This window comes from Bifidobacterium asteroides (assembly GCF_048001765.1).
Lineage (GTDB): Bacteria > Actinomycetota > Actinomycetes > Actinomycetales > Bifidobacteriaceae > Bombiscardovia > Bombiscardovia asteroides_K.
The window spans coordinates 1,120,076-1,145,604 of record NZ_CP181447.1; the positions used below are offsets into that span (position 1 = coordinate 1,120,076).

Consider the following 25,529-nt stretch of genomic DNA (forward strand, 5'->3'; position numbering starts at 1 on the left):
AGGTGCGGGTCATGGGCGATCAGCTTTCCTGCTCCTTGCCGCCTTCCAGAGTGCGCACCTGATGGTCCAGGTCGCGCAACACCTTGCGCAGCTTACGATCGGAGACCCGGCGCAACTCCAGATCCTCGAGATCCTCCAGATCCTGCATCTCACGCTCGTGATTGGATCCACTGATCCTGGCAGGCCGCCGGCCCTGATCCACGTCAGTCCGGTAGTCCTTGGTGGCCCGGATATGTTTGCGTAGCGCCTGCTGGCCGGGAGCCATGGCCCTGCTGGTCAAGAGGAAGCCGGTGTGCCCGATCATCTCATGCTCGGGTCGGACCGCCAGACCGTCGGCCTTCCAGGAACGCTCCAGGCTCTCCATGATTTCTGGCTCGGTCCATCGGCCGTCTGCGCGCAGGGCCTCGGCAAGTCTGCTGAGCTGGGTGGTGGTGGTCACGTAGGCGGTCAGCACGCCACCGGGGGTCATGACCCGATATGCCTGCTCCAGGCGGTTCCAGGGGTCCAGCATGTCCAGAACAATACGGTCGAATCCGTCCTCGGGCAGGTCGGCCGCAACGGTGTCGAGGTCGCCGGTACGCAGATCCCACTGGGCAGGGCGCTGCCCAAAGAAGACCGTGGCATTGCCCATGGCTATCCGAGCGAATTCCTCCCGTCGCTCGATACTGGTCAGCTTCCCTTCCGGACCGATGGCATCCAGCAGGCCCAGACTCATGGCCCCTGAGCCGGCTCCCGACTCCAAGACCCTCATGCCGGGACGGATGTCGCCAAGGAGAATGACCCTGGACACATCCTTGGGGTACATGATCTGGGCGCCGCGAGGCATGGAGAGAATATAGTCCTCCAGCCGAGGACGCATGACCGTGAAGGCCCATCCTCCGATGCCTCGCGAGGACTTCCAGGGCTTGGCCCTGTTAGGCGCCTCTGTGTTTGTGCCGGCATCCTGCTCGTGACGCATCCGGCGCCACTTGTCTGCCGAGATGGTCACCACCACGGACCCCTCGGGCAGACCGATCATGGCCTCGTGCGGCAGGAGTCCGTGGTCGGTCTGGGTCAGGCCGCCTGGTTCCAGCATGACCGTCAGCTTGCGGCCACGCCTATCAGTCAGCTGGACCCGCTCCCCTACGCTCAGCGGACCGCGTCTCAGGCTCATGCCTAATCAGCCCTCCTCGCCCTTGGTGAACTGGGAGTTGTAGAGGGAGGCGTAGGCACCACCACGCTCCAACAGCTGGTCGTGGGTGCCCTGCTCGATTACTGAGCCGTGGTTGACCACCAGGATCAGGTCGGCGTCACGGATGGTGGATAGCCGGTGCGCTATGACGAAGGAGGTCCTGCCCTTGCGCAGGGTGTTCATGGCCTGTTGGACCAGCAGCTCGGTCCTGGTGTCCACCGAAGATGTAGCCTCGTCCAGGATCAGGATGTCGGGATCAGACAGGAAGGCCCGGCAGATGGTCATCAGCTGGCGTTCGCCCTGGCTGAGCTCGCTGCTGTCCTCATTGAGAACGGTATCGTAGCCCTGAGGCAGCTTGCGGATGAACTCGTCCACATGCGTTGCCTTGGCACCATCGATCATGGTCTGCTCTGGGATGGTCTGCCCCTCGTCCAGCCCGTAGAACAGGTTGTCGCGGACGGTCCCGTCGAATAGCCAGGTGTCCTGCAGAACCATACCGAAGTGGCTGCGCAGGTCGTGACGGGTCACCCTGGAGGTATCCACGCCGTCTATGGTGATGCGCCCGCCCTGGATCTCGTAGAAGCGCATGAGCAGGTTGACCAAGGTGGTCTTGCCCGCCCCGGTGGGCCCGACGATGGCGATGGTCTGCCCGGGCTTGGCTTCGATGGACAGGTCCTTGATCAACGGCTCGGCCGGATCGTAGGAAAAGCGGACGTGGTCGAAGCGGACATGGCCCTCGACCTTGCCTCCGGTCTCCTGCCCCAGATGGTCGGGATGCTCGATGTCCGGCACCTCCTCGGCCTCGTCCAGGAAGTCGAAGACCCTGCGGCAGGAGGCCAGGGAGGACTGGAGCATGGTGCCCATGGAGGCCAGCTGGCCGATGGGCTGGGAGGCCTGACGGGTGTACTGGGTGAAGGCCTGCAGGCCGCCCAGGCTCATGCTGCCGTTGAGCACGTGCACACCGCCGATGATGACCACGATCACGAAGCTCAGGTTGCCGAAGAAGGTTGACATGGGCGTGACCAGGGCGGAGAAGAAGGAGGCCTTGAAGCTGGCCTGGTAGAGCTCCTGGTTGCGCTCCTCGAACTCCTCCTCCGCCTTGCCCTGGTGGCCGAAGGCCCGGACCACCATGTGGCCGGAGAACATCTCCTCCACGTGGCTGTTGACCTGGCCGGTGCGGATCCACTGCCTGGTGAACTGGGGCTGGGTCTTCTTGAGGATGACGCCCGCGCACAGGGCCATGACCGGGATGATGATGAAGGCGATCAGGGTCAGCAGGGGCGAGATGGTCAGCATCATGATGAAGGCGCCGATGATGGAGAAGACGGAGAAGAGCAGCTCGCCCAGGATCTGCTGCAGGGTGCCCGAGATGTTGTCGATGTCGTTGGTGGTCCGGCTCATGACCTCGCCGCGCGGGGTCCGGTCGAAGTATTGCAGGGGCAGCCGGTCAAGCTTGTCCTCTATCTGCCTGCGCATGGTGTAGACCGCGTCGGAGACCAGCCGGGTCATCAGGAAGTTCTGCACCAGCCTGACCAGGATGGAGATCAGGTAGATTCCGATGACGAACATGAGGATGGTGCCGAAGCGCCCCCAGTCGATGCCTACGCCCACCTGGACGTTCATGGAGTCGATCATCCGGGCGAACTTGTCCTGCCCTCGGGACTGCAGGTAGGTGACCACAGCCTGCTTGGGGGTGCCGGGCTTGGCGCCCATCTTGACCAGCATGGACCCCAGCAGACCCTCGAAGAGGACGTTGGTGGCCTCGCCCATGACCTTGGGGCCGATGACGATCATGGCCACGGCGGTCATACCGGCGAGGACCATGACGATGACCCTCCAGGGGCTGGCCAGCAGATAATGGACCAGCCGGCCCACGGTGTGACGGCGGCCGCCCACGGCTTGCGAGCCTGTATTCGTGCTCAAGTTCCTTGCCATCTACTCGGGCCTCCCCTCGTCAATGCTGAGCTCTTCCACGTCGGGACCCTGCCCGCCCTGGGACTGGACGATCTCCTGGTAGGTGGGGCAGTCCTCCATGAGCTCGTCGTGGGTGCCCCGGCCGACGATGCGGCCGCGGTCCAGGACCAGAATCTGGTCGGCCTGGCGGATGGATGCCGCCCTCTGGGCCACGACGATCTGGGTGGCCTCGCGGGTGACCGGGACCAGGGCCTTGTGCAGGGCACGGTCGGTGGTCATGTCCAGCGCGGAGAAGGAGTCGTCGAAGGTGTAGATGCGGGGGTTGCGCAGGATGGCCCTGGCCATGCAGAGCCGCTGCTTCTGCCCGCCGGAGAAGTTGGTGCCGCCCTCGGCCACGCGGGCATCCAGGCCCTCGGGGATCTCCCGCACGAAGTCCTCGGCCTGGGCGATGCGCAGGGCCTGCCAGATGCGGTCGTCGTCGGCGTCGGGGTCCCCGTAGTGCATGTTGTCGCGGATGGTGCCGGTGAAGAGGATGGCCTTCTGCGGGACGGGCCCGAAGATCAGGGCCAGCTGGTCGGGGTCGTATTCGCGCACGTCGTGGCCATCCACCAGGACCTGGCCGTCGGTGACGTCGAACATGCGGTTGGCCAGCCGGATGATGGTGGACTTGCCGGATCCCGTGGCCCCGATGATGGCCGTCGTGGTGCCCGGCCGGGCGGTGAAGGAGATATCCGAAAGGACCGGATCCTGGGCACCCGGGTAGCTGAAATCCACGTGCTTGAACTCCAGCAATCCCTGGGGGTGCTCGTTGCGGTAGGGATGCTCGGGAGCTGCGATTTCGCTGGTGGCCTCCAGGACCTCGTTGATCCTTCGGGCGGCCACAGCGGCCCTGGGCAGCATGACCGACATCATGGCGGCCATCATCAGGCCTGACAGGATGATCATCAGGTACTGGATGAAAGCCTGCAGGGCGCCGATCTGCATGGCACCGGAGTCGATGCGGCGGCCGCCGAACCACATGATGGCCACGTTGGACATGTTCAGCAGGAACCACATGAGCGGCACCATCATGCTCATCAGCCTACCGGTGGAGATCAGGACGCCGTAGACGTCGCGGTTGGCCTTGTCGAAGCGGGCTGCCTCGGTCTTCTCTCGGACGAAGGCGCGGATGACCCTCACGCCGGAAATCTGTTCGCGGACCAGACGGTTGACCGAGTCCAGCATGTTCTGCAGGCGGGTGAACAGGGGTCCCATCCTGCCCATGAGCACCAGGGCCACCAAGAGGATCAGGGGGACAATGACCGCCAGGGACCAGGTCAGAGGGCCGTCCTGGCGTAGGGCCAGAACCAGCCCGCCGATCAGCATGACCGGGGCCTGCAGGATGATCATCAGGGTCTGCATGGTGGTCATCTGCATCTGCTGGACGTCGTTGGTGGTGCGTGTGATCAGGGAACCGGCCGAGAAGCGCTCGATCTCGTTGAGGCTGAAGCCCTCCACCGAGGCGAACAAATCCCTGCGCAGCTCGTAGCCCATCCTCATGGCCAGCCGGGTGGCGCAGTAGACGGCTACCACGTTGGCCACGATTTGGATGGCTGTGATGCCCATCATCTCCCAGCCGATCCTGTAGATGGCATCCTGGTCGCCCACGGCCACGCCCTTGTCGATGATGTCCGCCTGCAGGTTGGGCAGGTAGAGGTTCAAGGCCGTCTGCGCCACCTGAAAGAGCACCAGAACGGCCACCTGGAGCCAGTAAGGCCGCAGGTAGCGGGTCCATATCTTGATCACGTCAACATCCTTCACGCATATAGGTCTGCCCCGGTCCCCGGGCAGACAAACCACCACAGTCTATACCCGTGCCTTGGCCAACGAATTTGCTATTCCTTGAGCTGATACGGGCGTGTCAGAACGGGTCCGCAGGCAGTGAAGTTCAGAGGGCGAAGGCACCCCAGCGTCCGTCGCGGTGAACCACGGTCAGGTCCAGACCGAAGAGCTCGCTCAGACGTGGACCGGTCAGCCCGCCCTCCAAAGGGCCCTGGTAGACGATGGTGCCCGGATCCGGGTCGCCGGTGTCCGCAGTGTCGGCAGGACGCCGACCCATCATGGCTATCCGATCGAAGCCCAAAGGAATCTCCTCAAGCCTGTGGGTGACCAGGATGACCGTGCGGTCCCTGTCCTCCCGGCCGATGTCGCTCAAGGCCCTGAGGACCAGCTCCCGGCCGCCCAGGTCCAGCCCGGTGGTCGGCTCGTCCAGGATGAGCAGGTCGGGATTGGCCATCAGCGCCCGGCATATCAGCACCCGGCCGCGCTCCCCCTCAGAGAGCCGGTACATGCGCTTGCCCTTGAGGTAGGCGATACCGAACCGGTCCATCAGGGCCAGGGTGGCCTCCTCCTGCTCGGGCGTGAAGGTCTCCCTCCAGCGGCCGGTGGTGTCGCTGAAGGCGGTCAGCACCACGTCATAGGGATCCTCCTGGGGGCTGATGGTCTTGGCCAGACCTGCCGAGGCCAGACCAATCCGATGCCGGTAGGAGAAGACGTTCACCTTGCCCAGCCGGTTACCCAGGATCTCCACGCTGCCGGTGCTGGGGAAGCCTCGGGTGCTCATCATGGCCACCAGGGTGGATTTGCCCACGCCGTTAGGCCCGAAGAGCACCCACTTCTGCCCGCGGCCCACCTCAAGATTGACATCGTCAAGAATGACCCGGCCCTGACGGCGGAATCCCACATGCTGCATGAGCACGGCCTGTTTTTCTGCCGCGTTTTCCGTCATGGTCACAGGGCCGTTCCGTAAGAGTCCAGACGGGGATTGTCCCGGTTGCCGCCGACCAGGAAGAGCCCCAGTACGCCCAGGCAGAAGACCGCCGCGATGGCGATGGTGGCCCAGATGGGAACGTGTGGCAGCCACATGCAGACCAGGAAGGCCAGGCCGGAGCAGATGATCAGGGCCCAGACCAGGATTCGCAGCCACTGGCGCACGCCGCTGGGAGCCTTCAGCAGACGGGGGTTGCGGTCATTGGGGTCCACGGAATCCTTCTGCACCAGCTCATCGGTGTGCCCGGTGGGCTTCCACTCGGCGCCCTGGCCAGCCTCCAGCCGACGGGACCGCTCCTGCAAGGCCCGTTCGTCCATCACTCCGGCCCTGCCCTTGGCCGTCATCCTCCGGTCGTCGCTGCCGCCACGGCGGCTCCGCTTGGCCTGCGCCCTACGTTCAGCGCGGTTGGTCATATCCCACTGCCTCCATCCCTTCGATCGGCACCATTCCTTTTCATATTAGCGTGGGCGCCGGTCGGCCGCAGGCAGGGTCATGGCTCGCTCATCGGCTCGGATGGGGGCAGGCAGTTCGGTAGCGCCGGTCAGATACCGGTCCACGGCCGCAGCGCAGGAACGGCCCTCGGCCAGCGCCCAGACCACCAGGGACTGGCCACGTCCGGCATCGCCACAGACGAAGATGCCATCGCGGTCAGTGGCATAGTCGGCATCCCGGGCCACGTTGCCGCGAGGGTCCAGTCCTACGCCGGTCTGTCCGGTCAGGGTGGCCGTCTCCGGGTGGGCGAAGCCAATGCTGATCAGTACCAGGTCGGCGGGCAGGACCCGTTCGGTGTCAGGATGTGGAATGATTCGGTCCTGGTCGTCCCGGCTGACATCAACCACGCGAACGCCGCGCACCCGTCCCTCGTGATCCCGGTCGAAGCCGGTGGGGGCACTGGTCTGGTCCAGGTTGATCCGCTCATCGGAACCGTCGCCCAGGTACTCAAGACTGTCCACCGCGTACTCGTAGTGTCCACCCTCCTCCATGGAGGAGGTGGGATTGTAGAGCCGGGCGTAGGTCGGCCAGGGCCGGTTATCGGGCCTGGAAGAGGGCTCCTTGGGACGGATCTGCAGAACGGTGACCGACTTGGCACCCTCTCGCAGGGCCGTGCCCAGGCAGTCCGACCCGGTGTCGCCGCCGCCGATGATGATGACGTCCTTGCCGGCCGCGTCGATGTTGTTGATGGGCTCGCGGCCCATGAGTTTACGTGTGGGATCGGGCAGGAAGTCCATGGCGTAGTGGATGCCCTGCAAATCCCGGCCGGGCAGGTCCACCCGGCGGGGCTCGGTGGAACCGATGGCCACCACCAGGGCGTCATAGCGGGCCCGCAACTGGTCCCAGGTCAGGTCTCGGCCCACCTCAATACCGGTGCGGAATCGGGTCCCTTCGGCCTCCATCTGCTCCAGTCGACGGTCCAACAAGGACTTCTCCAACTTGAAGGCAGGAATGCCGTAACGCAGGAGGCCGCCTATGGCGTCGGCGCGCTCGTAGACCACCACCGTGTGCCCTGCCCGGGTCAGCTGCTGGGCGCATGCCAGCCCTGCGGGACCGGACCCGACCACGGCCACGGTCATGTCGGTCAGCCGCTGCGGAGGCCGGGGCTTGACCAGACCCAGGGACCAGGCCTGGTCGATGATGGTCTGCTCGTCCAGCTTGATGGTGGTGGCCGGCTGGTGGATGGAGAGCACGCAGGAGGACTCACAGGGAGCCGGGCAGATCCGTCCGGTGAACTCCGGGAAGTTGTTGGTCAGGCTCAGCCGTTCGTAGGCCTCCTCCCAGCGGCCCCGTGACAGCAGGTCGTTGAACTCGGGGATCAGGTTGCCCAGGGGGCAGCCGGTCATGCAGAAGGGGGTGCCGCAGTCCATGCAGCGGGCGGCCTGCTCGGCGGTCCAGGGCCCGGGGCCTGTGGTCTGGTGTACATCCCGCCAGTCCTTGAGACGCTCAGCGACCGGGCGCTCTGCCAGCTCGTGCCGGGTACGTACCTTGAGGAATCCTTTGGGATCGACCATATCAGTGCGCTCCTTCCATGACCTGGGCGTAGGTGGCGTCCCAGACACCGGGCGCGTTGAAGTCCACCTGCTCGCGTTCGGCCTCTTCCATGGCCTTTTTCATGGCCAGATAACGACGGGGAACCAGATGAGTGAACCTGGCCACTGCTCTTGGCCAATCCTCCAACAGGGCGGCCGCAGTCCTTGACCCGGTCAACCGGACATGCTCGGCTATCAGTTCCTTGAGCATGGCCGCCTGGTCCTGGTCGGGCTCCAGGGCCAGCAGGGAGCCGTCATTCCAGGCTTCAGGATTGAGCCGGGAGACATCCATGTCCAGCAGGTAGACATCCCCTCCCGAGAAGCCGGCGCCGAAGTTGCGTCCTGTGGAACCCAGAACCACCACCAGACCGCCGGTCATGTACTCACAACCGTGGTCGCCCAGGCCCTCGACCACGAAGCGGCCGCCACCGTTACGCACGGCAAAGCGCTCCCCGGCCCGTCCAGCCACGAACATGTCGCCTGAGGTGGCTCCGAATCCTGCCACGTTGCCGCAGATGACGGTCCGGTGCGGGTCGAATCGAACGCCTTTGGCGGCGTGGAGGACCAGACGGCCGCCAGACAGGCCCTTGCCTGCATAGTCGTTGGCCTCGCCGATCACCCGGATGGTCTCGCCCCTGGGGATGAAGGCGCCCAAGGACTGTCCTGCAGAGCCCGTCAGCGTGATGTCCACGGTGTTCTGCGGCAGGCCGGAGGCTCCGTATTTCCGGGTGATTCTGTAGCCCAGCATGGTGCCCACGCTCCGGTTGACGTTGCGCACGGTTGTCTTGATAGCCACCGGCCGGCCCTCGTCCAGGGCATCGACGGCCTGGTTGATCAGGTCCACATCCAGGGACTTGTCCAATTCGTGGTCCTGGGCCTGGGTGTGGTGAAGCACAGTGCCGGGGGTAGGGCCCGGCTTGCGCAGGATGGCATCCAAGTCGATACCCTGGCTCTTCCAGGTCTGCACAGAGGGGTCCCGGCGCAGGCACTCCACGTGGCCGACCGCTTCCTCCAGACTGGCGAAGCCCAGGGAGGCCAGGATCTCCCGCACCTGGCGGGCCATGAACATGAAGAAGTTGATCAGATCCTCGGGCCGACCGGTAAAGCGCGAGCGCAGCTCCGGATCCTGGGTGGCTATGCCCTGGGGACAGGTGTTCTTGTGGCAGGCCCGCATCATGACGCAGCCCTCCACCTGCAAGGCTGTGGTGGCGAAGCCGAACTCCTCGGCCCCCAGCAGGGCGGCTATGACCACGTCGCGGCCGGTCTTGAGCTCCCCGTCGCACTGGACCACAATCCGCGAGCGCAGATCGTTCATGACCAGGGTCTGCTGGGTCTCGGCCAGGCCCAGTTCCCAGGGGGTGCCCGCGTGCTTGATGGCGTTGAGCGGGGCTGCTCCCGTGCCTCCGTCCTGGCCGGAGATGAGGACCACATCGGCATGGCACTTGGCCACGCCCGCGGCCACTGTTCCCACCCCGTGCTCGGAGACCAGCTTGACGTGGATGCGGGCTCGGGGGTTGGCCATCTTCAGGTCGTGGATGAGCTGCTTGAGGTCCTCAATGGAGTAGATGTCGTGGTGGGGCGGAGGCGAGATGAGCTCGACCCCGGGTGTGGAGCGCCTGACCTGGGCGATCCAGGGTGGGACCTTGGCGCCGGGAAGGTGGCCGCCCTCCCCTGGCTTGGCTCCCTGGGCCAGCTTGATCTGCAGATCAGTGGCCGAAACCAGGTAGTCGCTGGTGACCCCGAACCGGGCGGAGGCCACCTGCTTGATGCGGCTGGTCCGGGCCGGGTCCGCAATTCGGTCCGGGGACTCGCCCCCCTCACCGGAGTTGGACCTGGCTCCCAGCCGATTCATGGCCAGAGCCATGGTCTCATGGGCCTCCTGGGAGATGGACCCGTAGCTCATGGCTCCAGTGGAGAAGCGGGTGACGATGGACTCGGCGGCCTCCACCTGGTCCAGCGGTATGGGCGCCCTGTCGGAGTGGAGCTCCATGAGGCCACGGAGGGTCATGCCCTGCTTGGCCGCCGCGTTCACATGGTCCGTGTAGGCACGGAAAAGCCCATAGTCCCCTCGCTTGGTGGACTGCTGGAGCAGGAAGATGGACTCCGGGTCGTTCAGGTGATCCTCACCAGTGCGCCGCCAATGGTAGTTGCCGCCTGTCTCCAGATCATGCCCGGATCCTGCGGTCCACTCAATGGGATAGGCCACCCGATGGCGCTGGGCCACCTCGGCGGCGATCTCATCCAGTCCTATGCCGCCCACCAGGGAGGTGGTGCCGGTGAACCAGCGGTCGATGACCTCCTGACTCAGCCCTACGGCCTCGAAGAGCTGGGAGCCGCGGTAGGACATGATGGTGCTCACGCCCATCTTGCTCATGATTTTGAGGACCCCGGTGCTCAGAGCCCGGACCAGGTTGTTTGAGGCCTTTTTGGCATCCACGTGCAGGTCCCCGCTGTTGGCCAGATTCTCCACTGACTCCAAAGCCAGGTAGGGGTTGACGCAGGCTGCGCCGTAGGCGATCAGCAGGGCCACATGGTGGACCTCACGAACATCGCCGGCCTCCACAGCCAGGGAGACCTGGGTGCGGGTGTGCTGACGGAGCAGATGGTGCTGTACGGCCCCGGTCAGCAGCAGGGAGGGAATGGGTCCCCAGATGTGGTTGGAATCGCGGTCGGAGAGGACAAGCACGTTGCAGCCCTCCTCGATGGCCTGATCCACCTCCCTTTCGATGGCTTCCAGACGCTCCTCAAGGGCCTTGCCACCTCCGGCCACCTGATATAGGCCGCGGATCAGACGGGGGCGGAAGCGCCCTTCCAGGACGGGCGCCCGGTCCAGACGCTTGATCTGGGCCATCTGGACGGAGTCCACCACTGGCAGGTCGATGTGGATCTTCCAGGCGTGCTCGGGGGTGTCCTCCAGAAGGTTGGGCTCGGGCCCGATGGCCGAGGCGATGCTGGTCACCAGTTCCTCACGCTCCCAGTCCAGGGGCGGGTTGGTGACCTGGGCGAACTTCTGCGTGAAGTAGTCGAAGAGCATGCGGGACCGGCGTGAGAGCACGGCGATGGGCGCGTCATTGCCCATGGACCCGATGGGCTCGCTGCCGGTCTCGGCCATGGGGCCCAGCAGCATGGTCAGGTCCTCCCGGGTGTAGCCGAAGGCCTGCTGCCGGCGGTGGACCGAGATGCGCGAGTAGTTGACATGCTCGCGCTCGGGCAGATCGTCCAGGCGGACGGTGCGCTCGGAAACCCACTTCCTGTAGGGATGCAGGCTGGCCAGCTGGTGCTTGATCTCGCTGTCGGGCACTATCCGGCCCTCTTTGGTATCGGCCAGGAACATGCGTCCCGGCTCCAGCCTGCCCTTGGCGACGATGGATTCCTGGGGCGTGTCCTCAAGGACGCCGGCCTCCGAAGCCAGGACCAGGTGGCCGTCGTCGGTCAGCTGCCAGCGGCCAGGACGCAGGCCATTGCGGTCCAGCTGGGCACCCACCAGGGTTCCGTCGGTGAAGACGATGGCCGCAGGGCCGTCCCAGGGCTCGATCAGGGTGTCGTTGTACTCGTAGAAGGCCTTCAGGTCCGGGTCCATGTCCGGGTCCTGCTGCCAGGCGGGAGGCATCATCATGGAGACGGCGTGGGGCAGGGACCGTCCTGCCAGGTGAAGCAACTCCAGAGTCTCGTCGAAGGTGCCCGAGTCCGAGGCTCCAGGGGTGTTGACCGGCAGCAGCGGGGCCATGTCGCCCAGCAGCTCCGAGCTCAGCATCCCCTCCCTTGCTGACATCCAGTTGCGGTTGCCCTGGATGGTGTTGATCTCCCCGTTGTGGGCGATCATCCGGAAAGGCTGGGCCAGAGGCCAGGAGGGGAAGGTGTTGGTGGAGAAGCGGGAGTGGACGATGGCCAGACGGGCCTTCATGGCCGGATCGCTCAGGTCCGGGAAGAAGCCTTGCAGCTGCTTGGTGGTCAGCATGCCCTTGTAGGTGATGGTCCGGCAGGACAGGGAGGCAAAGTAGACGCCCAGCTCGTGCTCGGCCCGCTTGCGGACCCGGTAGCCCAGCCGCTCCAGCTCCAGGCCTCCGCGGCCTTGATGCCCGGCGTCACACATGATGGGCATGAGGAAGCGGGGCATGGAGGCCAGAGCCTGCAGACCCAGTCCGTCAGGATTGGTGGGCACTGACCGCCAGGCCAGGACTCGCAGCCCCTCCTGACCGGCAATCGATGCTATGGCCTCCTCCTGGCTGGCAGCCTGAGCCGGGTCCCTGTCCAGGAAGGCCATGCCCGCCAGATAATGACCGGCTTCGGGCAGATTCCGGTAGACGCGGGTGCGCATGAACTCGTCAGGCATGGAAAGCATGATGCCGGCCCCATCGCCGGTGTTGGGCTCGGCTCCCACGGCTCCTCGGTGGTCCAGGTTGACCAGGACACGGATGCCCTGCTCGACGATCAGCCTTTCATCCCGTCGGTTGAGGGTGGCCACCATGCCGAAACCGCAGGCATCATGTTCCGTATCAGGGTCATAGAGCCCTTGAGGGCCGTGGACATGCAGATCGAGAGGGGCCGTGAATGACACCGCAATCACCTCATTCGTGGACGGGGGCGGGGCCGGCATGCTCCGCCCTTGAAGAGCCTTGTCAATAGTGAATCAACAGAATAATGCATCCACAGGTGACATCCGTGTAACGTTCCGCAGTGTCTAACGAATTCCTACCGCCTCCAGGACCTGATCGATGACCAGATCGTTGAGCAGGCGGCCCCGCCGGGTCACCTGGATTCTGTCACCCACGGGCAGCAGGAGGCCCTGGTCGACCAGATCCTTAAGGATCTTCGGGTCCACCGGACGACCCGCCAGCCTGGTCAGCCGATCCAGTCCCAGGCCTTCAGGCAGGCGCAGGGCCAGCATGACCGTCTCCTCAAGGTCCTGCCTCCAGCCCAGGAGCTCGGCATCCTGCCAGGGCACACGTCCGTCATCCATGGCGGCTGCCCAGTCCCTGGGGTGGGCGATGTCCCAGGAGCGGATGGCCCGGGCACGTCGCTCCCCCAGGCCGGGCTCCGGCGAAAGCCACCAGCGTGCCCCAGGATCGGCCTCTTCCGTTGCTGCTTTTCCGGTGGCCCTGAACCCGGGCGAGACGGACGGCATAGGTTCCTGTTCCCGGGCTTGGTCCACCGGCGCCATGCCCGTGTTCTGGCCATCCAGAGCACGATAGTGGGAGTGGGCCCCGGGCCCGATGCCAGCCCAGTCCACGTTGTGCCAGTAGCCCAGGTTGTGGCGGCTCTCCTGGCCGGGACGGGCCCAGTTGGAGATCTCGTACCAGTAGAGGCCCGCCTGGGAGAGCATGTCATCGGCCATCTCGTACTTGGTGGCTTCGTCATCGTCATCGGGGGCGGGCAGCTGGCCCCGGCGCACGGCACGGCCCATCGTGGTGGTGGGTTCCAGGGTCAGGGCGTAGGCAGAGACATGGTCCACACCCAGGTCCAGGGCCGCCTGCAGGCTGGTCCGCCAATCCTCAAGCCGCTCCCCCGGCGTCCCGTAGATCAGATCCACGCTGGCCCTGAGCCCCAAATCTTCAGCGGCGGCCACATCAGTGGTCACATTGGCCGGGGTATGGGTGCGGTCCAGGGTGGCCAGGACGCTGGGCACCGCTGACTGCATGCCGAAGGAGACCCGGTTGATGCCACCCCTGAGCAGCTGCTCCAGGTAGGCCCGATCCACGGTGTCGGGATTGGCCTCGGTGGTGATCTCGGCCCCTGGGGACAGACCCCAGAGGTCGGCTACAGCCTCGACCATGCGCACCAGATCCTGGGCAGGCAGAATGGTCGGGGTACCTCCGCCGAAGAAGATGGTCGACACGGGAGGCTCTATCAGGCTTCTGGAGGTCTGCCAGTCCCGGACCATGCGCATCTCCTGGATGGCCAGGTCGGCGTAGTGCTCCCGGCTGGCGCCCCCGCCCAGGTCCCGGGCAGTGTAGGTGTTGAAGTCGCAGTAGCCGCAGCGGCGCATGCAGAAGGGCACATGGATGTAGACCTGGTAGGATCCCACCCGTTCAGCCCTCCTTCTTGGCGGCGGCCCGGATCTTGTCCTTGGTGTCCCGGTCCTGGGCCTGGCCTGTACTCAGGGCGGCGATGAAGGCCTCCTGAGGTACTTCGACATGTCCCAGCATCTTCATGCGCTTCTTGCCCGCCTTCTGCTTCTCCAGCAGCTTGCGCTTGCGGGTGATGTCGCCTCCGTAGCACTTGGCCAGCACGTCCTTGCGCAGGGCACTGATGGTCTCCCGGGCGATGATTCGCGACCCTATTGCCGCCTGGATAGGAATCTCGAACTGCTGGCGCGGAATCAGCTTGCGCAGCTTCTTGGTCATCATCACCCCGTAGGCGTAGGCCTTGTCCTTGTGGACGATGGCCGAGAAGGCGTCGATCTTCTCCCCCTGGATGAGGATGTCCACCTTGACCAGGTCAGCGGACTGGGTGCCGTCGGGCTGGTAGTCCAAGCTGGCGTATCCCTTGGTCCGGCTCTTCAGCTGGTCGAAGAAGTCGAAGACGATCTCGGCCAGGGGCATCCTGTAGTGCATCTCTACGCGCTCGGGACTCAGGTACTCCATGGTCCCCATCTGCCCACGATGGTCCTGGCAGAGCTCCATGACCGGCCCGATGAACTCCTTGGGGGTGATGATGTCGGCACTGACCACCGGCTCCAGAATCTGACGAACCTTGCCGTCGGGGAACTCGCTGGGGTTGGTCACCGTGTGCTCGCTGCCGTCCTCCATGGTCACCTGGTAGGTGACGTTGGGGGCTGTGGCAATCAGATCCATGCCGAACTCCCTGCTCAGGCGTTCTGTGACGATCTCCATGTGCAGCAGTCCCAGGAATCCACAGCGGAAGCCGAAGCCCAGGGCCACCGAGGTCTCCGGTTCATAAACCAGGGCGGCATCGTTGAGCTTGAGCTTGTCCAGGGCGTCACGCAGCTCGGGGAACTGGGCGTTATCGATGGGGAAGAGCCCGGAATAGACCATGGGCTGGGGATCCTGGTAGCCGGGCAGGGGTTCCTTGGCGGGATTGGCCTCGGTGGTGACCGTGTCTCCCACCTTGGACTGGCTGACGTCCTTGACGCCGGTGATCACGTAGCCGACCTCACCGGCACCCAGGGCCTTGGTGGGTGTCATGTCCGGGCTGATCACGCCCAGCTCGATGGGGTCGTGCACGGTCCCCCGGCCCATCATGCGGATCTTCTGGCGGTCCTTGAGCTCGCCGTCCACCATCCTGATGTAGGTGACTATTCCCCGATAGGAGTCATAGACCGAATCGAAGATCAGGGCCCGGGCCGGGGCCTTGGGATCCCCCTTGGGGGCCGGTACCTGGTCCACGATACGGTCCACCAACTCGCGGACCCCCTGGCCGGTCTTGCCCGATACCCTCAGCACCTCGTCCGTGGAGCAGCCGATCAGGTTTGCGATCTCCTCGGCGTGCTTGTCCGGCTCGGCCGAGGGCAGGTCGATCTTGTTGAGCACGGGGATGATGGTCAGGTCGTCCTCCAGGGCCATATACAGGTTGGAGAGGGTCTGCGCCTCGATGCCCTGGGTGGCGTCCACCAGTAGGACCGCGCCCTCGCAGGCCTCCAGGGCCCGGGAGACCTCGTAGGTGAAGTCCACATGACCGGGGGTGTCAATCATGCCCAGGGTGTATTCGATGCCGTCCTTGACCCAGGGCAGGCGAACGGCCTGGGACTTGATGGTGATGCCGCGCTCCTGCTCGATGTCCATCCTGTCCAGGAACCGGTCGTGCATCTCGCGCTTGGGCACGATCCCGCTCAGCTGCAGGATCCGATCGGCCACCGTGGATTTGCCGTGATCGATATGGGCGATGATGCAGAAGTTGCGGATCAGCGATTGGTCGGTGAATCCTGGTTGGTTCTTGGCTTCCTGCACCGGTCTGCTCTCCTCACGTACGTCTGGTCTAACGATTCTAGACGATGCCCTGGGCCGAAGCGCCCGCCTCTGGCGGATTCTTCTCCCGGTCGGGTGCTACTATGGTGGGTTGTCTGTACAGATACATTCATCGTTTGGAGCAACATTGGCAAACATCAAGTCGCAGAAGAAGCGGGTCATCACCAACGAAAAGGCACACCTGCGCAACAAGGAGGTCAAGAGCGCAATCAAGACCTCCGTGCGTTCCGTGCGCAAGGCCGTGGATGCCGGTGACAAGGAGGCCGCTCAGGCTGCCTACCAGGTGGCCGCCCGCCGTCTGGACAAGGCCGCCGGCAAGGGTGTGATTCACCGCAACCAGGCCGCCAACCGCAAGTCCGGTCTGGCCAACGCCGTCAACGCCCTCTGAACCGGGTGCCCTATGGGGGCCGGTGATCCAAGCGCTTGGGTCACCGGCCCTTTTTGGTATCCGGATCCTCGTCGGTGTGCTTGATGGTGACACTGATGTTCGACCGGCCACGCATCAGGTGACGGATAGCCCTAGCCAGCTGGGCATCATTGAGCGGCAGCCGGGCCTAGTGCCGGTCCACTGCTCCAGGCACCAGGATGTCGAATTTCACCGAGATGATGCGCAAGACGACCACCAGGGCCACGATGGCCAGGTCCAGGGCCATATCGACCCGGGCCGGATAGAGCCCATGCTGCTGGGCGCGCGTGGAGGCCAGGGTCAGTAGACAGCCAATCAGGGAAGGCAACGCGTACCAGTGCTGGTCCTGAATGACCGCCGGCACCTGGTTAAGCAGGATGTCTCGCAGAAGTCCGCCGACCAGGGCCGTGGCCATGCCCATGAAGATGGCCGTCATACCGCCGGTTCCGCACATCAAAGCCTTGGCGGTCCCGTTGACGGCGAAGGATCCAAGGGCCATGGCATCGGTGACCAGCATGGACCAGGTCATACGGCTGATTTCGGGATGGGCGACAGCCACCACCAGGCCGGAAGCCAGGGTGACGATGACCGAGCCCTTGTCGGTTATACCACTGGGCGGCACCTGACCCAGGAGGACGTCACGGACCACCCCGCCGCCCAGAGCGCTAATCCAGGAGACCAGCAGGATAGCGATGATGTCGTAGCCCTTGCGCACTGCAGCCAGACCGCCCGAAAGCCCGCAGCTCAAGATGCCCAGGTACTCGATGACCATGAAGATCAGGTTCCCCTCCAAGGCCGTCTTCATCCCGCGCTTCTCCTCCCGGAATAGTCTCTCACTCAAGTCTGTCTATAGATTAGCCAAACACCCAACAGAACAGGCCGGAGATGTGTGCAAGGCCACAAATATGAGGGAAGGCGGCCCAGGGCGAAGTGTCGCCCCGAAGCCGCCTTCCTTTCAAGATCTGTCAGGCTGGAAGGAGTCAGCGCTCAGCAGACCTTCCACATCCAGTCGTGCGGATCCTCGATCTCACCCAGCTGGATGCCCAGGAGCTCGTTGCGCAGATCCATGGTGACCTTGCCTGAGCCACCGTCGGCCACCTGGACGTCGAAGTTCTCGGACTTGAAGCGTCCGATGGGGGTGATGATGGCAGCAGTTCCGCAGGCGAACACCTCGGTGACCTCGCCGGAGCGGATGTCGTCCAGCAGGGTGTCCAGACGAATCATGGTCTCGACCACGTCACGACCATGATCCTGGGCCAGGGCGATCAGGGAGTTGCGGGTGACGCCGGGCAGAATGGTTCCGGTCAGGCTGGGGGTCTCCAGGTGTCCGTCCTTGTGCACGGTGAACATGTTCATGCCGCCCAGCTCCTCCAGGTAGGTCTTTGTGGCAGCGTCGACGAAGCAGACCTGCTCGCAGCCGTGCTCGGCACCGCGGTTCTCCCCCAGCAGGGAGGCCGCATAGTTGCCGCCGCACTTGGCGAAACCGGTACCGCCGGGACCGGTGCGGAACCACTTGTCCTCCACCCAGATACTGACCGGCTTGACGCCGCCGGCGAAGTAGGGTCCCGAAGGCGAGGCGATGACGCAATAGTCCACTGCATGCGGGGCGCGCACACCCAGGAACGGTTCGGAGGCGAACATATAGGGGCGCATGTAGAGCGTGTACTCGCGCCGCTTCGGTACCCAGGCCGCGTCACGGCGGACCAGGGCAGCGACCGATCCCAGGAAGTCATCGGGCTCGAGCGGGGGCAGGGCCAGACGCTTTGCTGAGTTGTAGAAACGCTGGGCGTTGGCATCAGGTCGGAAGAGCCAGATGGAGCCGTCGTCGTGGTAGTAGGCCTTGAGTCCCTCGAAGGCCTCCTGGGCGTAGTGAAGCACCGAGGCCCCCGGATCCAGGTTGATCGGTCCGTAGGGCTCAACCCTGCGATCCTTCCAGCCACCTTCCGAAGTCCATCCCATGTGGGTCATGTTGTCTGAGAAGAGCTGGCCGAAAGCGGGCTTGTCAATCAGCTGGGCACGCTGCTCGTCAGAGGCGGGATGATCGTTGGGAATGACCTTGAAAGCGTCCGCCAACTCATTGAGTGCCTTCGGGTCATGATGTGATTGCTCTGCCATTATCTACCACTTCTTCTTGCTACTGTATTCGGTTGCTCGGGTGCGATGCTTGTGGCGATGCCCGGTATCCGAACTATCGCATAGGCAGGCCTTGACCTGTCCGGCGCATTTCGCATTGTGACCGTCTTAGACAAAAAGGCCGCAGGATCGTGAGATTCCACGGCCTTGTACAGCCAGTCTCTGGGCTCACTCGCCCTGGGCGTCTGCCTCCGGAGCAGCTTCTGCATCAGCCTGTTCGGTCGCCTCGGTGGGGGTCTCCAGGCTTTCCTCCTTGGGGATCTCAACGGAGACGATGGAGTCCTCCATGTCGTCGATGATCAGCTCGGAGCCTTCTGGCAGCTTGATATCCTTGGCCAGGATCTTGTCACCCTCGGACAGGCCCTCCACGCTGATGTCGATACGCTCGGGCAGGTTGGACACGTCGGCCCGAACCTGCAGGTTCTGGGTGTCGATCAGGGCCACGGCAGCGCCCTTGGTCTCGCCGCTGACAAAGACGGGCACCTCCACGGTGACCTTCTCGCCGGCGCGGACCTCATAGAAGTCGATGTGCTCCACCTGGCGCTTGACCGGGTTGCGCTGCACGTCCTTGACCACGGCTGTCTTGGTCTGCCCGCCGAAACTGATGGAGAAGAGGGCGTTGGCGCGGCGCAGGGCCAGCGTGGTCTCGCGCATGGGCAGCTTGATGTAGTCGGGCTGAGCGCCGCCGGCGTAGATGGTGGCTGGAATCTGCTGGGCCACGCGCATGCGGCGTGCCGCTCCCTTGCCGAATTGGTCGCGGACTTCGCCCTCGAGCTTAATTGTGTTAGCCATGTTGGCTTCCTTCCTTGAGTGGTTCCTCAAGACCGACCTGGGCCGGTCCTGGCGCATCGCCGCGTCGGATTCCGGACCGCCAAAGGAAAGGCCGCCGATGATCCAGCCGAGTCGATAACGGAGGCCGTGCGGTCTCCCTCGCCAAAGCAACGTGCCTACTCTAGCACCGGGCCCGCCCTTCTCCAAGTGGGCGGCTATTCTGGACATATCCCGCGATTATTGAAGGAGACAACGTGTCGTTACTAGCATCGGTCAAATCTTTTGTGGCACACCAGGTGGGTCATGGGGAGGGACCGACTGGCGAGGAGGCCGCGGATCCATCAGGTGCCGCCAAGGAAGCCCTCGCCCTGCCCAATACGCATTTCTGGTCAGCTGACTACGCCACCACCACGCGCATGGATCCGGCCTCGGGACTGCTTTCGGCCACCACCGCCGGCATGGGTCCGGTTCCTGACGACATGACCGTCTACGACATCTACGCCGACCGGGCCCGCCGCACCCCCGACCAGCCGGTTCTGCACTTTGCAGAGAACGGCAGCTGGACCTACCGTACCGGCCGAGAGATCCTGCACGACATCAGGACCACCGCCAAGGGCTTTTTGCACTACGGGCTGAAGAAGGGCGATGCCGTGGCCTTCATGTGCAGGACCAGCTACGAGTGGGACATCGTGGATGCCGCGGTCCTGTCCATCGGCGGGGTCATCGCCACCATCTACGACACCGATTCGGCCGAACAGATCCGATTCATCGTCAACAACTCCGACGCCAGGCTGCTGGTGGTGCAGACCGCCGAGATGCGGGCCAAGGCCGAGGGGGCCGACAAGGAGTGCCCCACTCTGGAGCGGATTGCATGCCTGGAGTCCGGTGCCCTGCAGGAGTTGCAGGCCTATGGGGAGTCGGTCAGCGACGCCGAACTCGACGAGCGGATCAACTCCATCCGTAAGACCGACCTCTGCTCCATCGTCTACACCTCCGGTTCCACTGCAGCGCCCAAGGGCGTGGAGATGACCCATGAGCATTACTGCCAGCTGGCCAGGAACCTGAACGCCTTCATCCCCAATCTGACCCACGATCCGGATGGCTCCATCCTGCTCTTCCTGCCCCAGGCCCATACCTTCGCCCGGGCCATCAGCTACGGTGTGGTCTACGGGACCATGCACGTCTACATCTCCTCCGGACTGGCCACCCTGCTGTCCGACCTGCAGGAGTCCAAGCCCACGGTGATCATCGGCGTACCCAGGGTCTTCGAGAAGGTCTACAACGCCGCCTCCCAAAAGGCCGGGCACGGCATCAAGGGCAGGATCTTCAACGGAGCGGCACGGGCGGCACGCACCTACATGGAGGACATCTCCCGCCAGGGCTGGCCGACCAAGCGCAGCGCCTTGCGGCGAGCCTTCTACGACCCGCTGGTTTATTCTTCCCTGCGCCAGGTCCTGGGCGGACGGGCCAAGTGGATCGTCTCAGGAGGCGCTCCCCTGGACCCGGAGCTGCTGGGGTTCTTCCGCGGATCCAATGTTCCGGTCTATGAGGGCTACGGCCTGACCGAGACCACCGCGCCCTGCGCCTTCAACCCCCTGGGCACCCCCTACCACAGAGGCTCGGTGGGCATCCCCTTCCCGGGATTCACCATCCGCATCGCCTCGGACGGCGAGGTGCAGATCAAGGGCGTCTGTGTGTTCCACCGCTACCACAAGAATGAGGAGGCCACTCGCGATTCCTTCACCGAGGACGGCTGGTATGCCACCGGCGATCTGGGACGGCTCTCCCGTGATGGCTTCCTCTTCCTGACAGGGCGCAAGAAGGACCTGATCATCACAGCAGGAGGCAAGAACGTCTCACCCAGGCCTATCGAGGAGGTCATCGAGCGTTCCGAGATCGTCTCCCAGGCCCTGGTTCTGGGCGACAAGCGCCCCTTCATTTCAGCACTGGTCACCCTGAATGAGACCGCTTTACGGCCCTGGCTGGCCTCCAAGGGACTGGATCGGAACATGTCGCTGCAGGAGGCGTCGCAGAACGCCGTGGTCCGGGCCGAGGTCCAGGAGTATGTGGACCGGGCCAACGAGGGCGTCTCCCGGGCCGAATCGGTGCGCAAGTTCATCATCCTGCCCGAGGAGTTCACCCAGGACAACGGACTGATGACACCATCCATGAAGGTGATCCGGCCCAAGGTCATCGAGCGCTACGCCGACCTGCTCAACACCCGGATGTATACAGCCAGGCGCACCCCGGCACCCCGCCGCTGAGCACGATCAGAACCCCAGGCGCTCCAGCTGCTTGGGGTCGGTCTGCCAGTTGCGGGCCACCTTGACGTGCAGATCCAAGCGGACCTTACGACCCATGGTCCGGTTGACGGCGGTGCGTAGCTTCTTCTTCACCCGGACCAGGTGCTCGGCTCCCCGCCCGATGACGATGGGCTTCTGCGAATCGCGCTCTACGTAGATACCTATATGGACAGTGTCGCGCCCGCCCTCCGGATCCGGCTCGATGGACTCCACACGGACAGCCAGGGAGTGCGGCAGCTCGTCGTCGAGCTCCTCCAGGTAGGCTCCGCGGACCAGCTCGGCGATCATGTCCTCGGGACGCTCCTCGGTCAGCTGGTCATCCGGGTAGAGCTGAGGGCCCTCTGGCATGGCATCCATCAACACCTGGGCCACCTCGTCCACATTGTCAGCCTTCAGGGCGCTGACCGGAACAATCTGGGAGAAGTCGGCGAAGGCGCCAATCTCAAGGAGCTTGTCCACCAGTTGCCCCTTGCTCAGCTGGTCAATCTTGGTCACTACGGCGATCAAGGGCTTTCGCCAGACCCACTTGCCGTCCTTGTCCTTGCGGGCGAAATCGGACCGCAGCCGACTGAGAATGCGACGGTCGCCAGGGCCGATGGCCTGGTCGGCAGGCAGCAGAAAGGCAATGGCATCCACGTCCGACAGGGAGGCTTCCACCACATCATTGAGCCGCTGGCCCAGCAGGGTGCGCGGACGGTGAATGCCTGGGGTATCAACTAGGACCACCTGGGCTTCGGGACGGGTCATGATCCCCCGGATGGCCTTGCGGGTGGTCTCCGGCCGGGAGGAGGCGATGGCGATGGGCCTGCCCACCAGGGCGTTCATGAGCGTGGACTTGCCCACATTGGGTCGGCCCACTACTGCCACGAATCCCGATCGGTGGACCGGTGCCTTGGCCTCGCTCTGTTCTTCCTTGGTCATGAGTTCTCCTGACTGTCCTGATCGGGTTGGTCCCTGTCGGCCTGTTCGTCTTCCTGCTCGGCACCGTCCTCCAGGGCGATGCTGGATCCGTTGGCCGGCTCGACCTCAATGGTGGCGATCTTCTTGCGGCGGCCGACCGCTTCGCCCGCAGTCAGCCTGATTCCCCGGGTCACCGCCGATGAACCTGAGACCGGTACGGAGCCCAGCAGCTTGGTCAACAGGCCATAGACCGTATCCACGTCGTCCTCGTCGATGGTGATCTCGTAGAGCTCCTCCAGGTCGGCGATGGGCGTGCGGACCGGCAGTTGCCAGGTGTGCGGGCCGATCTGCTTGGGCTCGTCGTGCTGGACCCGGTCATGCTCGTCCTCCAGCTCGCCCACAATCTGCTCGATGGCGTCCTCAATGGTGACCAGGCCGGCGATGCCCCCATACTCGTCCACAACCACGGCCAGGTGGTGGCGGGAACGTTGCATGTAGTGGAAGAGATCGTCCACCGGCTTGGACTCAGGCACCAGGACAGGTCGACGGATGATGGAGGCGACCGATCTGTCGCCCTTGCGGTTGAAGGCCAGGGCTCGGACCACGTCCTTCAAATAGACGATGCCGACCAGGTCATCCACGTCGTCCCCAATGGCGGGAATGCGGGAGAACCCAGACCGGGAGAAGAGCTTCAGGGCTGAGTCCAGGCTGGCATCCTTGGAGATGCAGATCATGTCGGTGCGAGGGACCATGATCTCGCGGGTCAGCGTGGTCGACAGGGTCAACACGTTCTTCAGCATCTCGGAAATTTCAGGATCGAAGGCACCGGCCTCCACCAGCTGGTCGACCATGGCCCGACCCTGTTCAATCTGGATTTTCTCCAGCTCCTCGTCGTCGGAAAGATCGCCACGATGGTTTTTACGGGCACTGGCTTCAGCCTGTCGCCGACGCTTGAAGGGAGTCAGAAGAACGGCCAGCCCGACCAGGCGCACATGCTTGAGCAATGCTTCCATGGGCTGACGGGAACGCCCACGAGGACCCAGGGTGACGGAGACGGCGGCCACCAGGATGGCCATGACCACTCCGCACAGCAACTGTTCCCAGAGGGGCAGGCCACCAAGAGCAGCCATGCAGGCCACCAGGACGCCGACCAGGATGTCACAGATGATGCGGAAAAAGGCACAGGCACTTCCCGTCACCTGTCGCTGGGAGATCAGACTCTGGGCCCGATGAATGCGGTCAATTCGCTTCATCCTGGAGAACTGGCTGAGTTCCTGGTCAGTCTGCAGACCCAAAATCAAATTGTTGAGACTGGATCGGGTCACTCGGTTAAGCGCCCCCTGGGCCTCGGCCAGCGCAAGCGAGAGCACGACCAGGGCGATGATGGCCAAGGCCATGACCACCATGGCGGCTATGGTCCGCTCATTCATGGGATTTGCCTCTCTGATGGGCACCACGGCCGTACCGCTCATAGATCTCCAGAGCATTGGTGGCCCCGGCCGGAAGCGCAGCATCCGCAATGGGTCCCTGGCGCAGGGCCAGGAAGGTCAGAAGCAGCTGGCGTTGCAGCCCGAACATCTGCGCCTCCTGCTCCCTGCTGGCGTGGTCATATCCCAGCAGGTGCAGAGTGCCATGGATGGCCAGCAGCAGCATCTCCTCCATGGTGGAATGGCCGGCAGCCAGAGCCTGCTGGGCCGCCACCCAGGGGCAAATGACGATGTCGCCCAGGATGCCCTCCTGCCGATGGTCCTCGTCGCCGGGACGCAGCTCATCCATGGGGAAGCTCATGACATCGGTTGGACCGGCCAGATTCATCCACCGCTCATGCAACACGGCCATGGGCTCGGGATCGTTGAAGATGATGGTCATGTCGGACTGGGTACTCACCCGCATCTGGTCCAGCACCCATACCCCCAGGTCGGAGAAGGTCTTGGCATCGATCAGCCACTGGGTCTCGTTGGTCACTTCTACGCTCATGCCTGCTCCCGTCCCCGACTGTGGGCTCGATCGGCGCGATCATAGGCCCGGACAATCTGCCCGACCAGCCGATTGCGCACCACGTCGGCCGCCTGCAGGTGCACGAAGGCGATATCATCAATGCCGTGCAGTACCTGTTCGATGGTCGCAAGACCAGATGCGGGCCCACCCAAATCCACCTGGGTGACGTCGCCGGTGATGACCATCTTGGTGTTGAAGCCCAGGCGGGTCAGGAACATCTTCATCTGCCTGCGCGTGGTGTTCTGCGCCTCGTCCAGGATGACAAAGGCATCGTTCAGGGTGCGCCCGCGCATGTATGCCAACGGGGCCACCTCGATGGTCTCATCGGCCAGAAGACGGTGGAGCCTTGAGGTGCCCAGCATGTCAGCCAGTGCATCGTAGAGGGGCCGCAGGTAGGGGTCGACCTTCTCATTGAGGGTGCCGGGGAGGAAGCCCAGGCTCTCCCCCGCCTCCACGGCAGGCCTGGTCAGAATGATGCGCCCGATACTCCCGGCCCGGAATTCCTGAACGGCCTTGGCCACCGCCAGATAGGTCTTGCCGGTGCCGGCCGGACCGATGCCAAAGGTAATGGTATGTGTTTCTATGGCGGCCACGTAGGCGGACTGGCCGGCGGTCTTGGGCCGAATTGGGCCCTTGGAGGCCTGGGTCAGGGGGCGGCGACGAAGAGCAGCAGGAGCTGCCTGGCGGGGTTGGCCGATGCCTTCCAGGGCGTTGTCCCCCTGCGACGCTGTAATGGCTGTCTCATGATAATTGCGGTCTGCAGAAGCATTATCCACAAAAGTACTGCTTGCGGTATTGCGATCCTGAGTTTTGTAGTCTGCAGAGGTTTGGTCCGCAGTATTGCCGTCTGTAATTTTCTGGTCTTCTGAACGGGAGTAATCGTCTGCATCGGCGGTCCCCAGGCGGCGATGGTCCAGTATTCGCCCCACCTGATCGGCATCCAGAGGAACCTGATCGGCTGTCTGCATGAGTTCGGTCAGCAGGTCCCGGATTTGAGCCGCCTGAACGTCTCCTTGCCGGTCCTGTGCCCGCAACATGATCTGGTTGCCACGAACCAGGATGGACACTGCCGGGAAGGCGCGCCCTATCCTGTCAATGACAGCATCTTCCGGCCCCAGTACCTGAACCGGGTCGATCCCCTTCGGAATCTCCAGGGTTCGCGTAGTTACCGCCAC

General features: G+C 64.1%; 18 protein-coding genes. 2 read left to right on the plus strand and 16 right to left on the minus strand.

The features are described from left to right. Positions 1-19: 19 nt before the first annotated feature. From ACNAOV_RS04390 to lepA, 9 genes are all read right to left on the minus strand, one after another. Positions 20-1,153 carry a tRNA (adenine-N1)-methyltransferase gene (locus ACNAOV_RS04390; protein WP_416516752.1) on the minus strand — a complete coding sequence of 378 codons (1,134 nt, stop codon included), beginning with the start codon at positions 1,151-1,153 and terminating at the stop codon, positions 20-22. A gap of 6 nt (positions 1,154-1,159) precedes the next feature. Continuing rightward, positions 1,160-3,094, minus strand: a complete 1,935-nt coding sequence (locus tag ACNAOV_RS04395) for an ABC transporter ATP-binding protein (protein WP_416516753.1) — start codon at positions 3,092-3,094, stop codon at positions 1,160-1,162. Between the two features lie 12 nt (positions 3,095-3,106). Then, the gene (locus ACNAOV_RS04400; RefSeq protein WP_416516754.1) at positions 3,107-4,885 is read right to left on the minus strand and encodes an ABC transporter ATP-binding protein; all 1,779 of its coding nucleotides are present in this window, start codon (positions 4,883-4,885) and stop codon (positions 3,107-3,109) included. Positions 4,886-5,012: 127 nt separating this feature from the next. Next, the gene (locus ACNAOV_RS04405) at positions 5,013-5,852 is read right to left on the minus strand and encodes an ABC transporter ATP-binding protein (protein ID WP_416518150.1); all 840 of its coding nucleotides are present in this window, start codon (positions 5,850-5,852) and stop codon (positions 5,013-5,015) included. Between the two features lie 2 nt (positions 5,853-5,854). Further along, positions 5,855-6,307 (minus strand): tripartite tricarboxylate transporter TctB family protein, encoded by a 453-nt coding sequence (locus ACNAOV_RS04410; RefSeq protein ID WP_416516755.1) that lies wholly within the window; start codon positions 6,305-6,307, stop codon positions 5,855-5,857. Between the two features lie 45 nt (positions 6,308-6,352). After that, positions 6,353-7,900, minus strand: a complete 1,548-nt coding sequence (locus ACNAOV_RS04415; RefSeq protein ID WP_416516756.1) for a glutamate synthase subunit beta — start codon at positions 7,898-7,900, stop codon at positions 6,353-6,355. Between the two features lies 1 nt (position 7,901). Continuing rightward, complete coding sequence (gene gltB / locus ACNAOV_RS04420) at positions 7,902-12,476, minus strand: glutamate synthase large subunit (protein ID WP_416516757.1); 4,575 nt, start codon at positions 12,474-12,476, stop codon at positions 7,902-7,904. 123 nt (positions 12,477-12,599) lie between these two features. Beyond that, positions 12,600-13,943, minus strand: coding sequence for a radical SAM family heme chaperone HemW (gene hemW / locus ACNAOV_RS04425; RefSeq protein ID WP_416516758.1), 1,344 nt, complete (start codon positions 13,941-13,943; stop codon positions 12,600-12,602). Positions 13,944-13,947: 4 nt separating this feature from the next. Next, positions 13,948-15,825 carry a translation elongation factor 4 gene (lepA, locus tag ACNAOV_RS04430; RefSeq protein ID WP_416516759.1) on the minus strand — a complete coding sequence of 626 codons (1,878 nt, stop codon included), beginning with the start codon at positions 15,823-15,825 and terminating at the stop codon, positions 13,948-13,950. Between the two features lie 145 nt (positions 15,826-15,970). Between lepA and rpsT the strand changes: the two genes are divergently transcribed. After that, on the plus strand, positions 15,971-16,231 hold the full coding sequence (gene rpsT, locus ACNAOV_RS04435) for a 30S ribosomal protein S20 (RefSeq protein ID WP_015021872.1): 261 nt from the start codon (positions 15,971-15,973) through the stop codon (positions 16,229-16,231). 166 nt (positions 16,232-16,397) lie between these two features. Here the strand turns inward: rpsT and ACNAOV_RS04440 are convergent, their stop codons facing one another. From ACNAOV_RS04440 to ACNAOV_RS04450, 3 genes are all read right to left on the minus strand, one after another. Next, on the minus strand, positions 16,398-17,090 hold the full coding sequence (locus ACNAOV_RS04440; protein ID WP_416516760.1) for a trimeric intracellular cation channel family protein: 693 nt from the start codon (positions 17,088-17,090) through the stop codon (positions 16,398-16,400). A 146-nt stretch (positions 17,091-17,236) separates the two neighbouring features. Continuing rightward, positions 17,237-18,364 carry a branched-chain amino acid aminotransferase gene (locus tag ACNAOV_RS04445; protein ID WP_416516761.1) on the minus strand — a complete coding sequence of 376 codons (1,128 nt, stop codon included), beginning with the start codon at positions 18,362-18,364 and terminating at the stop codon, positions 17,237-17,239. Positions 18,365-18,550: 186 nt separating this feature from the next. Further along, entirely contained in the window at positions 18,551-19,174 is a 624-nt protein-coding gene (locus ACNAOV_RS04450) for a 50S ribosomal protein L25/general stress protein Ctc (protein ID WP_416516762.1), read from the minus strand. A 233-nt stretch (positions 19,175-19,407) separates the two neighbouring features. Between ACNAOV_RS04450 and ACNAOV_RS04455 the strand changes: the two genes are divergently transcribed. Then, positions 19,408-21,417 (plus strand): AMP-dependent synthetase/ligase, encoded by a 2,010-nt coding sequence (locus ACNAOV_RS04455; protein WP_416516763.1) that lies wholly within the window; start codon positions 19,408-19,410, stop codon positions 21,415-21,417. Between the two features lie 6 nt (positions 21,418-21,423). Here ACNAOV_RS04455 and era read toward each other — a convergent pair whose 3' ends face one another. From era to ACNAOV_RS04475, 4 genes are read right to left on the minus strand one after another with little or no spacing between them, the layout of a single operon-like run. Next, on the minus strand, positions 21,424-22,377 hold the full coding sequence (gene era / locus ACNAOV_RS04460; RefSeq protein WP_416516764.1) for a GTPase Era: 954 nt from the start codon (positions 22,375-22,377) through the stop codon (positions 21,424-21,426). Further along, positions 22,374-23,786 (minus strand): hemolysin family protein, encoded by a 1,413-nt coding sequence (locus tag ACNAOV_RS04465; protein WP_416518151.1) that lies wholly within the window; start codon positions 23,784-23,786, stop codon positions 22,374-22,376. The genes era and ACNAOV_RS04465 overlap by 4 nt, the downstream gene beginning before the upstream one ends. Further along, positions 23,779-24,333: an rRNA maturation RNase YbeY gene (gene ybeY, locus ACNAOV_RS04470; RefSeq protein WP_416516765.1), complete on the minus strand. Its 555-nt coding sequence runs from the start codon at positions 24,331-24,333 to the stop codon at positions 23,779-23,781. Before ybeY ends, ACNAOV_RS04465 begins: the two co-directional genes overlap by 8 nt. Beyond that, the gene (locus tag ACNAOV_RS04475; protein WP_416516766.1) at positions 24,330-25,529 is read right to left on the minus strand and encodes a PhoH family protein; all 1,200 of its coding nucleotides are present in this window, start codon (positions 25,527-25,529) and stop codon (positions 24,330-24,332) included. The genes ybeY and ACNAOV_RS04475 overlap by 4 nt, the downstream gene beginning before the upstream one ends.